General features: G+C 68.5%; 7 protein-coding genes. 3 read left to right on the top strand and 4 right to left on the bottom strand.

Annotated features, from left to right (window positions below; translation table 11 throughout):
* Positions 1–331: 331 nt before the first annotated feature.
* Positions 332–1,972, top strand: coding sequence for a peptide chain release factor 3 (locus ACFWPH_RS16515; RefSeq protein ID WP_378751726.1), 1,641 nt, complete (start codon positions 332–334; stop codon positions 1,970–1,972).
* A 269-nt stretch (positions 1,973–2,241) separates the two neighbouring features.
* Here ACFWPH_RS16515 and ACFWPH_RS16510 read toward each other — a convergent pair whose 3' ends face one another.
* Both ACFWPH_RS16510 and ACFWPH_RS16505 read right to left on the bottom strand, forming a co-directional pair.
* A complete protein-coding gene (locus tag ACFWPH_RS16510) occupies positions 2,242–2,871 on the bottom strand; it encodes a nuclear transport factor 2 family protein (RefSeq protein ID WP_378751797.1) in 630 nt (209 codons plus the stop codon).
* A 346-nt stretch (positions 2,872–3,217) separates the two neighbouring features.
* Positions 3,218–4,198, bottom strand: a complete 981-nt coding sequence (locus ACFWPH_RS16505; RefSeq protein WP_280414452.1) for an Abi-alpha family protein — start codon at positions 4,196–4,198, stop codon at positions 3,218–3,220.
* 227 nt (positions 4,199–4,425) lie between these two features.
* Here ACFWPH_RS16505 and ACFWPH_RS16500 point away from each other — a divergent pair, with 227 nt between their 5' ends.
* Positions 4,426–5,748 carry a hypothetical protein gene (locus ACFWPH_RS16500; protein WP_378751724.1) on the top strand — a complete coding sequence of 441 codons (1,323 nt, stop codon included), beginning with the start codon at positions 4,426–4,428 and terminating at the stop codon, positions 5,746–5,748.
* A complete protein-coding gene (locus ACFWPH_RS16495; RefSeq protein ID WP_378751722.1) occupies positions 5,739–6,599 on the top strand; it encodes an Abi-alpha family protein in 861 nt (286 codons plus the stop codon). Before ACFWPH_RS16500 ends, ACFWPH_RS16495 begins: the two co-directional genes overlap by 10 nt.
* Positions 6,600–6,995: 396 nt before the next feature.
* On the opposite strand, the gene ACFWPH_RS16490 is transcribed toward ACFWPH_RS16495, so the two are convergent.
* Both ACFWPH_RS16490 and ACFWPH_RS16485 read right to left on the bottom strand, forming a co-directional pair.
* Positions 6,996–8,810 carry an ABC-F family ATP-binding cassette domain-containing protein gene (locus ACFWPH_RS16490; protein ID WP_378751720.1) on the bottom strand — a complete coding sequence of 605 codons (1,815 nt, stop codon included), beginning with the start codon at positions 8,808–8,810 and terminating at the stop codon, positions 6,996–6,998.
* Between the two features lie 364 nt (positions 8,811–9,174).
* Positions 9,175–10,146 carry a 4-(cytidine 5'-diphospho)-2-C-methyl-D-erythritol kinase gene (locus ACFWPH_RS16485; protein ID WP_378751718.1) on the bottom strand — a complete coding sequence of 324 codons (972 nt, stop codon included), beginning with the start codon at positions 10,144–10,146 and terminating at the stop codon, positions 9,175–9,177.
* Positions 10,147–10,282: the final 136 nt, after the last annotated feature.

Genomic DNA, 10,282 nt, shown 5'->3' with positions numbered 1-10,282 from the left:
CGGCTGCGCCGCATCGCATCGAGGGCTGAACGACCACGCGGGCCAAAACCTTGCAGGGCCTCGTAAGACTCGGCACCGCGCAGTGCTTGCGTGAGGTTCGGATCGAACCCCGCGGTTCGAGACCGAGCCTCGGATAGTCGAACCTCGGATAGGTGGTGCCGAGCCGGCGCCGGGTGCGCGCTCGCCAGATTGTCCTGGGAGCGGTGTCGAACCCTCGCGGTTCCGGTGCAGCAGGCGAGCGGCCCCGGAGCGCGGCCGGGCGCCGGTCCCGGTACGGCGGTCACGTAGCCTGAACGGTTGTTCCCGAACTCCCGCCGAAAGGTTTCCTCCGTTGACCGCCTCCACCGAGGGCGCCGCGCCCGCCGCGCGCGGATTGGCCGGCGAGGTGTCGCGGCGCCGCACCTTCGCCGTGATCTCGCATCCCGATGCGGGTAAATCGACGCTCACCGAAGCGCTCGCGCTGCATGCCCGCAAGATCTCCGAGGCCGGCGCCATCCACGGTAAGGCGGGCCGCAAATCCACCGTCTCGGACTGGATGGAGATGGAAAAGGCGCGCGGGATCTCGGTGAGCTCCACCGCGCTGCAGTTCAACTACCGGGCCGCGGGCTCCGATATCGACAATGTGATCAACCTCGTCGACACTCCGGGCCACTCCGATTTCTCCGAAGACACCTACCGGGTGCTGACGGCAGTGGACGCCGCGGTGATGCTGATCGACGCCGCCAAGGGTCTGGAACCGCAGACCTTGAAACTGTTCCAGGTGTGCCGCCACCGGGGCATCCCGGTGATCACCGTCATCAACAAATGGGATCGTCCCGGACGGGCCCCGCTGGAACTGCTCGACGAGATCGAGGAACGGATCGGCCTGACCCCGACCCCGCTGTTCTTGCCGGTCGGTATCGCGGGTGATTTCCGTGGCCTGCTGCGTCGCGGCCCCGAGGGCGCGGCCGCCGAATACATCCATTTCACCCGCACCGCCGGCGGTGCGACCATCGCGCCCGAGGAATCACTCACGCCCGAATCGGCCGAAGCCAGAGAGGGCGAGCCGTGGACCACCGCGGCGGAGGAGAGTGAACTGCTGTCGGCCACCGGGCAGGACCACGACCAAGAGTTGTTCCTGGCCGGGCAGACCTCACCGGTGATCTACGCCTCGGCCATGCTGAACTTCGGTGTCCGGCAGATCCTGGAAACACTGGTCGAGCTGGCGCCCGCACCGGGTTCGCGCGCGGATATCGGCGGCAGCCCGCGTAACCCGCAGGACCCGTTCAGTGCCGTCGTGTTCAAGGTGCAAGCGGGGATGGACACCGCCCACCGCGACCGGCTCGCGTTCATGCGCATCGTGTCGGGTGAGTTCGAACGCGGCATGGTGGTCACCCACGCGCAGACCGGCCGGCCGTTCGCGACCAAATACGCGTTGACCATCTTCGGCCGGGAACGCGAAACCGTCGACACCGCCTACCCCGGTGATGTGGTGGGCCTGGTCAACGCGACCGCGCTCGCGCCCGGGCACACCCTGTTCGTCGACAAGAAGGTCGAGTTCCCGCCGATTCCGTCGTTCGCCCCCGAACATTTCGCCGCCCTGCGGGCGCGCAGCGCCGGTAAGTACAAGCAGTTCCGGAAAGCGATCGACCAGCTGGACTCCGAGGGCGTGGTGCAGGTGCTGCGCAACGATTCCCGCGGCGACGCCTCCCCGGTTCTCGCCGCGGTCGGCCCGATGCAGTTCGAGGTGGTGACCGCCCGGATGCAGGGCGAATTCGGGGTGGAAACCCAGCTCGACCATCTCGCGTACACCATTGCCCGGCGCACCGATGCCGCTTCGGCCCCCGAACTGGACCGCCAGCGCGGGGTGGAGGTGTTCACGCGCAGCGACGGAGCGATTCTCGCGGTGTTCAGCGATAAATGGCGGCTGCAGTACATCCAGAAGGAAATGCCGGAACTCACCTTGGAACCGCTGGTCGCCGCCGCCGACTGAGCCTGACACGGCCCCCGCCGCAACCGCCCGGCCCCCCACGCAATCGCCCGGCCGCTGCGATACACCGGGCCCGCCGCGAGTTCGGGCCGCTCGGGTGGCGGCCCGGGCAGCCGGCGCCGGCCGCTCGATGACGCGACCGTTCGCCGCACAACACAACCACTCGGTCGGCAGCGGAACCCGGCCTCCGCAACCGTGCGGCCCGCAGGCCAACTGCCCAGCTCCCCGCGGAAGCGCCTCCCACGACAGCACTCGGCGAGCAGCGTGATCGGTCAGCCCGCCGCCCGGTGCTCAGGGCCCGGGTATTCCTGGTCGCTGCCGCCGATGGACTCCTCGGGTGCCTCGTTGCGCGTCGCGGTCTCCCGTGGGTCGCGTTCGACCGATTCGACACCGTCCGAATGCTGGGTCAGCCCCCACCGGTTGGCGGTCAGCCGCAGACTGGGCAGATCGCTGAGCGAGAGCACCACCTCGTAGGTGCGTTCGTAGCCCGTATGCGCGATCCGCCAGTGGCCGTCGTCGCAGCGGACGTACTCGTCGGTGTAGAAGGCGGCGCCGCGCAGCAGCATATTGTTCTCGGGAATCAGCACCGTATCGGAGAGGTACCAGATCCCGGTGGCCCGATCGCCGTTCACATCGATCTCCGGGTGATCGCAGCGGTGCTCGGTGATGACGTGCGGGCCCAGGGTGTTGCGCAGGAAAGTCAAATAAGCTTCCCGGGACTCGAACTGCAGGTATTCGCTGTAGGTGGCCGTCGCTTCCGGGATCATCGTCTCGGCGAAGTCGTCCCAGAGCTTGCTGTCCAACGTCCGGACATAGCGGAACTTGAGGCGATGGATCTCCAGGACATCCTCCGATGCGGCGGATGCCGTCGGGCGTGAGGTGTTCGGTCGCGCGGGTCCCATGGTCAGCGGCACTTCCGTTTCGGGTTCGAGCCGCGGCGGGAGTGATATATCCAGTCCGGCGCCCAGCGCCGCCGCGAGCGCGGCACCGGAGAAGGCCATGGTTTCACTGCTCTGGCCCGGCCGTCGGGGAAAACCACCCGGGTGCGGCCCCGGATCGTTGCGCTCCTCGCCCTGGTCCATATCTCCACCATCCCACCTGAAATGGACAAATTGGGAGGCTATTCAGATCTGTATCGGATTGCTATCCAGCGTCGGCGTTATTACGGGGGTCGAATCCGGGCCGGTCAGCGGTGGTTTCCGGCCGGGTGCGCGCGGCGATCCGTGACCCGGGCAGGCAGGGCTGTTGTCAGGGCCGCTGACCGTTGCCGATGGTGAAACAGGTACGGCAGAAATCCTCACCGAACTCCGTCAGGCGCAGACTTTTGCGCACGATTTTCGGGGCTCGACCCGCCTTTTTCAAAGCGTCCTCCACGATCGGCTGGACCTCGAGCACCATATAGCGGCTCAGTACCACGGGATCGTCGGAATTATGGGTCAGACCCAGGCGGCTGAGATTGATCAGATACGACCGGGCCCGGTCGATGTAGCGCACACCGGCCTGCTCCGGTACCGAGGTCAGCCCACCGGAGATCAGCTCGGATCCGATACCCAGCGGGCGGTTGGTGCGCACGTCGACCGTCGGCTGCGGGCCGTTGAGGGCCATATAGCGCAGGATGCGGGCCTCGTCGGGGGCGAGTTCGTCGAGTATCCGGTCGTAGGCGGGATGCACCTCTTCGGTGAAGTAGACATCGGCCGAACGGGCCAGCAGCGCATCCCCGCGTTTACGGAGCTCGGCGACGGTGGCCGACCGCATATACGAGCCCACCGCCACCGTCTGCTGACCGGAGGCCTGCCCGGTCGGCACATAGCTGACGATTTCGCGCACCGACCCCTCGGTGACCCCGAGCGCACTGCGCGCGATGGACCGCAGCGCGTTACCGGTGCGCTCGGCGATCTCGGCCGAGGATTCCCCGTCCAAGGCCGCCTGGGTGATCTCCCGGGTGACCTCGAAGGACGTGTTCGCCGCCCACTGCCCACCGCGCACCACACTGCCCGCCGCGACCCCGGCCGCTCGGAAAACGCCGCGGATGAGCCGGGCCTCGTTGCTGATCTGCCGCTGCTCGACATCGGCGCTGCGTTCGACACTCGACGGCGGCCGGCGGACGACATCGGCCGGGTCGGGGCTCGTCTTCGGCGCCGGATCCGGGCCGGTTCCGGCCGGCGGACTCCATTGCACGGGCCGGGAACCGGTCCGGGTGAACTCCTGTCCGGTCCTGTCGTCTGCCACGTCTACTCCGATATCGCCAGATGAACGAATCCCGCTCACCGATTATTGCCCATCTACGGTGATAGCCCCGCGCCGGACCATGGATCCGGCTCACGTCTGAGACACTAATGTGTCGCGGCCGGTTGCGCTGCCGGTGGGATGGCCGCCGCAGCGCGGTTACGGTCCGGCTGTGGTGCTAATTTGAAGTCCCGGTGAGGCGGCGATCACCGGGAGCAGGAGGGTGTGTCGTGTTGGAGAGTGTGTTCGGGGTGCACCCGACGATCCTCCTGGAATTACTGACCATTCCGCTGTTCACCGGCGTCATCGGTTACATCACCAACTGGACCGGCGTGCTGATGCTGTTCCGGCCGATCGCCTTTCACGGTATCCGGGTCCCCGGCCTGCGGTACCTGTACCCGTACCTGCCCAAGCGGATCCAGATCCTGCCGCTGCTGAGCCACGACGGCCGCTTCGGCTGGCAGGGCATCGTGCCGTCACGGGCCGACAAAATGGCCAGTATCGCCGTGGACAAAGGACTTTCGAAACTCGGTAGTGTCGCCGATTTCTATCGCGAACTGGAACCGGATGCGCTCGCCGAGCATCTCGCGCTGACCGCCGAAACCCAGATCCGCGATATCGTCGAGAACATCCTGCGCCGCGACCACCCGCAGCTCTGGTACAACCTGCCGTCCCAGCTGCGGGAGATGGTGCACGCGCGGGTCCGCCAGCAACTACCGGATATTCTGCGCGAACTCACCGATGAACTGGGCGCGAACATCGACCAGCTGCTCGACGTCAAACAAATGGTGATCCGTTACTTCCAGGCCCGCCCCCAGCTGCTCAATCAGTTGTTTCAGGTGCTGGGCGCCAAGGAATTGCGTTTCATGCAGAATTTCGGTCTGTATTTCGGCGCCCCGATGGGTGTGGTGCTGGTCGCGATCCTGCACACGACCGGATGGCCGACCTTGGCGGTCCTGCCGATCGGCGGGGTGATCATCGGCTGGGTGGTCAACTGGGTGGGCCTGAATATGATCTTCGCGCCCGCCGAGCCGAAATGGTGGTGCCCGTGGCGGCAAGGCCTGCTGATCAAACGGCAGAACGAAATCACCGACGGTTACGCCGAACTCGTCTCCACCCAGGTGATGACGGTCGCCAATATCGGTGACGAACTACTCAACGGACCCAAATCGGATCGCACCCTGCAGATGCTCGAGGACACCCTGCGACCGGCCGCCGATCGCGCCCTGGGCCCGGCGCGCGGCGCGGTGAAACTGGTGCTCGGCAACCGCGACTACCAGTCACTGACCCAGACCCTGACCTCCGAGGCGATGGCCATCGCCCCGCTGGCGTTCGCCGACGCCGATTTCAACGAACGCCAGGGCAAGCAGATCGGCGCCTATATCGCCAAGCAGATGTCGGAGCTCTCACCGAACGATTTCGTCGATATGTTGCGTTCGGCCATCAAACAGGACGAATGGCTGCTGTTCGTACACGGCGGTGTCCTCGGGCTGTTCGCGGGATACGCGCATATCCTGGTGTTCGGAACGGGGGTAGCGACCACATGGCTGTGAACGAGGAACCCGGCGAGCCGGACAGTCCGGGCGAACCCGGACAACCCGGCGAGCAGCGCGATCCGGCGGGCCCTATCGGACCCGTCGCGGCGGTGCGCGCCGTGAGCGGGGTCGCGCGGGTCGCGGCGTCGGTGGTGTCCGGTACCGCGCGGTGGGGTGTGCACACCGCGCTGGATGTCACCGAGACGGTGGTACGCGGCAGTATGGCCGGACAGCCGCCCGCCGAGATCCGCACCGACGCGACCCGGCAGATCCGGGAGGCGCTGCGCCTGGCGCTCGGAGTCACCGCCACGGAATCGTCCACCAGCACCTCCCCGACCGAACGATCGCTGCGGGAACAGGGCGCGGCGCTGCTGCGCCTGGCCGCCAGCACGCGGGCACCCGACGAGGGGCATCCGGCGTTCGCCCGGATCCTGGCCGAACTCACCTCCGACGAAGCCCGCATCCTGCGGTTGCTGGGCCTCGAAGGACCACAGCCGACCGTGACCGTGCGCGGCGGCAGATCGTCGCGGCGCGCCCGCCGGTCCGGGGAAGCACGATCCGGGGCGGACGATCTCGGTGTGAGCATGATCGGTGAGCACGCCGGGCTCCGGCATCCGGAGCGGGCCCAGCGCTACCTGAACAACCTGCGGCGTGTGGGCCTGATCGAGACACTGCCCGAACCCGTGGGCACCCCGGAGCGCTACCAGCTCCTGGAAGCCCAGACCGCGGTGGCCGACCTGCTGAAACAGGCCGGCGGCCGGGGCAAACTCCAGCACCGGGGCATCGCCCTCACCACCTTCGGCGGCGAATTCGTGCAGACCAGCCTGCCCATCGCCGGTGAGGAAGATCCCGCCACCGGCACCCCCTGATGAGGGCCGTGCCCAGCGTGCTCCGGCGGTTTACCAGCCGGTCGGCGACTGTGGCCGCCCAGTTTGCGCGACTCGTCGTCGGGTTCGAGGTCGTTCCCGGGCTCGCCGGGCCGTGACGGGCGGCGAAACCGGAACACCCTTGCGCGCGGCCGGTCCGGATCTCCGGCCGCCGGACTGTCGGCGACTCCGCCGACCGGCGCAGCCCCCGTCCGGCACCCGTGACCGATCAGATACCGCGCGCACTGCTCTGTGCGGCGCCACTCGGGCCCGTGGTAGCGCGGACAGCGATCCCGGCCCGGTCCCTGCCGGGGCGCAGGGTCGTCGACGATCAGTGTTGGCGCGGCGCGGCGGCCGGCACGGAGCACCCGGCACGACCGGCCGGTGGGCGACGACCGCTCAGACCTGGTCGGCGAGTTCCATCCAGCGTTCCTCGGCGGTTCCCTTCTCCGCCTGCACCTCTTTCAGCTCGGCGCCCAGGGTGACCAGTTTCTCGGGCTCCGTCGCCGCCGCGGCGAGCGCGGTGTGCAACTTCGCCTCGCGTTCGCCGAGTTTGTCGATGGCGCGTTCCAGGCGGGAGAGTTCCTTACGGGCCGCGCGGTAGGCCGCCGAATCGGTTTGCGGGGCCTCGGCCCGGTTCGCGGAAGCGGACGCCGCCTGCCGGGCGGTGTCGCCGGCCTCGAGTTCGGCTCGCCGGGCCAGATACTGGGTGATCCCGCCGGGCAGGTTGGTGAGCTTGCCGTCGCCGAACAGCGCCCAGGTGCTATCGCAGATCCGCTCGATCAGGTAGCGGTCGTGGCTGATCACCACCAGCGTTCCGGCCCAGTTGTCGAGCAGATCCTCCAACTGCTGCAGGGTGTCGATATCGAGGTCGTTGGTGGGTTCGTCGAGCAGCAGCACATTCGGCTCCGACATGAGGATGCGGGTGAGCTGCAACCGGCGGCGTTCGCCACCCGAGAGATCCCGGACCGGGGTGCGCTGCCGCGCCGGGGTGAATCCGAGTCGTTCCGCGAGCTGGCCGGCGGACAGTTCCAGCGCCTTGCTGCCCTCCCCGAGAGTGATCCGCATGGCGATCTCCTGGACCGCCTCGAGCACCCGCATATCGGTGGGGAGGTCGTCGAGTTCCTGCCGCAGCCAGCCGATCCGTACGGTCTGTCCCTGCACCCGTTTGCCCGCGACCGGTTCGACATCACCGGCCAGTGCCCGCAGCAGGGTGGTCTTACCCGACCCGTTCACGCCCACCAGGCCGACCCGTTCGCCGGGAGCCAGCCGCCAGGTCAGCTCCTGGACCAGTTCGCGGCCGTCCGGCGTGGTGAGGGTCGCGTCCTCGAGTTCCACCACCACCCGGCCCAGCCGCTTCTTGGCGAACGACGCCAGCGACACACTGTCGCGCGGCGGCGGGACATCGGCGATCAGCGCCTCCGCGGCCTCCACCCGGTAGCGCGGTTTGGAGGTGCGGGCCTGCGGCCCCCGCCGCAACCAGGCCAGTTCCTTGCGCGCCAGGTTCCGCCGCCGGGCCTCGGTCGCGTCGGCCTGGCGGGCGCGTTCGGCGCGCGCGAAGATCCAGTCGCCGTAGCCGCCCTCGTAGGTTTCCACGCGACCACCGACCACTTCCCAGGTGCGGGTCGCGACGGTATCGAGGAACCAGCGGTCGTGGGTGACCACGACCAGCGCACTACGCCGGGCCAGCAGATGTTCGGCCAGCCACTGCACGCCCTCAACATCGAGATGGTTGGTCGGTTCGTCGAGTACCAGCAGATCCAGATCGCGTACCAGGGCGGCGGCCAGCGCGACCCGGCGGCGTTCCCCACCGGACAGATTCGTGACGGTGGTGTCCAGGCCCAGCCCAGCGATCCCGATACCGTCGAGTATCGAGCGGATCCGGGGATCCGCGGCCCACTCGTGTTCGGCGATATCCCCGGTCGGCGCGTCGTCCGCCAGACCGGCCAGCACCACCTCACCGATGGTCGCGCCCGCGGGCAGCACCCCGCGCTGGGTGACCACGGCCATCCGCAGTCCGCCGAGCCGGCTGACCCGGCCGCCGTCGGGCTCCTCGATCCCGGTCAGCACCTCGAGCAGCGTGGTCTTACCGCCGCCGTTGAGACCGACCACTCCGATCCGCTCGCCCGCATGCACCCCCAGCGAGACCCCGTCGAGCAGTGGTTTGATCCCGAAACTCTTGCTGACCTGTTCGAGATTGATCAGGTTGGCCATGAATCCTTCCGCCTCCGCTGCCGGCCACGCCGATACGCGACCCCGACCAGCCTATCGAGGCGCCCGCACCGGCCGACCGCCGCCGGGGTCGAGCACCGCCCGGCCGACGGAACCGGCCGGTCCGGTAGCCACCCACCGCCCGGCCGCAGCACACCGTGCGCCGTGCACGACAGCGGCTCAGCCCGAAGCCACCCCGCGGACTGCGTCGCGCCGACGGCTCCGGCGGCAGGTGTTGCCGTTCTTCCGGGGCTCGTCGCCCGGGTTCCCAGCACCGGACCGGTCGCCGTCACAAGCCACGGTCGAGGCTCGAATCGTCCATCGGTGACTGCACGCAGTCGGCTGAATACAGAACCGGCCGAACGAATCACGCCCGGCGTGGACCGGGGGCCGGTGGTTCCGGGAACGGGTGATGCGGTTCTTCCTGGCCGGTTATGCGTGCTCCCGGCACCGGGCCGGTCGCCGTCCGCACACTGCGGGCAACTCCGGCACCGGAGAGTTCGGCTGCCACGGCGACGGCAGATTCGGTGGTTTCGCAGAGGAAGGCGCAGGTCGGGCCGGAGCCCGATACCAGGCCGGCCAGCGCTCCGGCCTCCACCCCGGCACGGAGCGTGCGGCGCAGGTCGGGGCGCAGCGATACCGCCGCGGCTTGCAGATCGTTGCCGAGCAGCGGGGCGAGCTGGTGCGCGTCTCCGGAGGCCAGGGCCTGCATAAGAGCCTGGGGTTCGCCGAGGCGCGGGGGTTTACCCTGGACGCGGAGCCGATCGAGCTCGGTGAAGACCTCCGGCGTGGACAGCCCGCCCTTCGCCAGGGCCAGCACCCAGTGGAATGAATTGCGCGAGAGCACCGGAAGCAACCGTTCCCCGCGGCCGGTGCCGAGTGCGGTCCCGCCGTGCAGGGCGAAGGGCACATCGCTGCCCAGTTCGGCGGCCACCGCGGCGAGTTCGTCCCGATGCAGGCCCAGTTCCCAGAGTTCGTTGAGGCCCACCAGCGTGGCGGCCGCGTCGGCGCTGCCGCCGGCCATTCCGCCGGCTACCGGAATACCTTTGTCGATGGTGATTTCCACCAGCGGCGCGCGGCCCGCCAGCTGGGCGAGCCGGACCGCCGCCTTCCAGACGAGATTGGTGCGGTCGGTGGGGACTTCCGCCGCACCTTCCCCGGTGACTCGCAGGGTGAGCGAGTTGGCGGGCGCGATCTCCAGATCGTCGGCGAGCGACAGGGCCTGGAAAACGGTGGTGAGCTCGTGGTAGCCGTCGGCGCGCAGGTCACCTACTCCCAGATGGAGGTTGACCTTCGAGGGTGCCCGCACGGTGACGGGACTGGGCACAACGGACAGCACGGTGCCCAAGCCTAATAGGTGCCACTGGGCGGGGACCATCCGAAGACCGCGCAGTGACCCGGACCGCATCACCCTTGCACCAATTACCCCCGGGGGGTATATTTCGTGGCGTCCCGACAGAGGGCCGAGCGCGAAG

It is taken from the genome of Nocardia sp. NPDC058499 (assembly GCF_042719915.1).
In the GTDB taxonomy this organism is placed as follows: Bacteria; Actinomycetota; Actinomycetes; order Mycobacteriales; family Mycobacteriaceae; genus Nocardia.
The sequence above is the reverse complement of the archived record's forward strand: the minus strand, read 5'-3'. Positions and strand labels throughout refer to the sequence as shown.

Coding starts and splice junctions, on each gene's coding strand:
- ACFWPH_RS16510 (WP_378751797.1), bottom strand. CDS start 2,871: ATGGGACCCGCGCGACCGAACACCTCACGCCCGACGGCATCCGCCGCA.
- ACFWPH_RS16495 (WP_378751722.1), top strand. CDS start 5,739: ATGGCTGTGAACGAGGAACCCGGCGAGCCGGACAGTCCGGGCGAACCC.
- ACFWPH_RS16490 (WP_378751720.1), bottom strand. CDS start 8,810: ATGGCCAACCTGATCAATCTCGAACAGGTCAGCAAGAGTTTCGGGATC.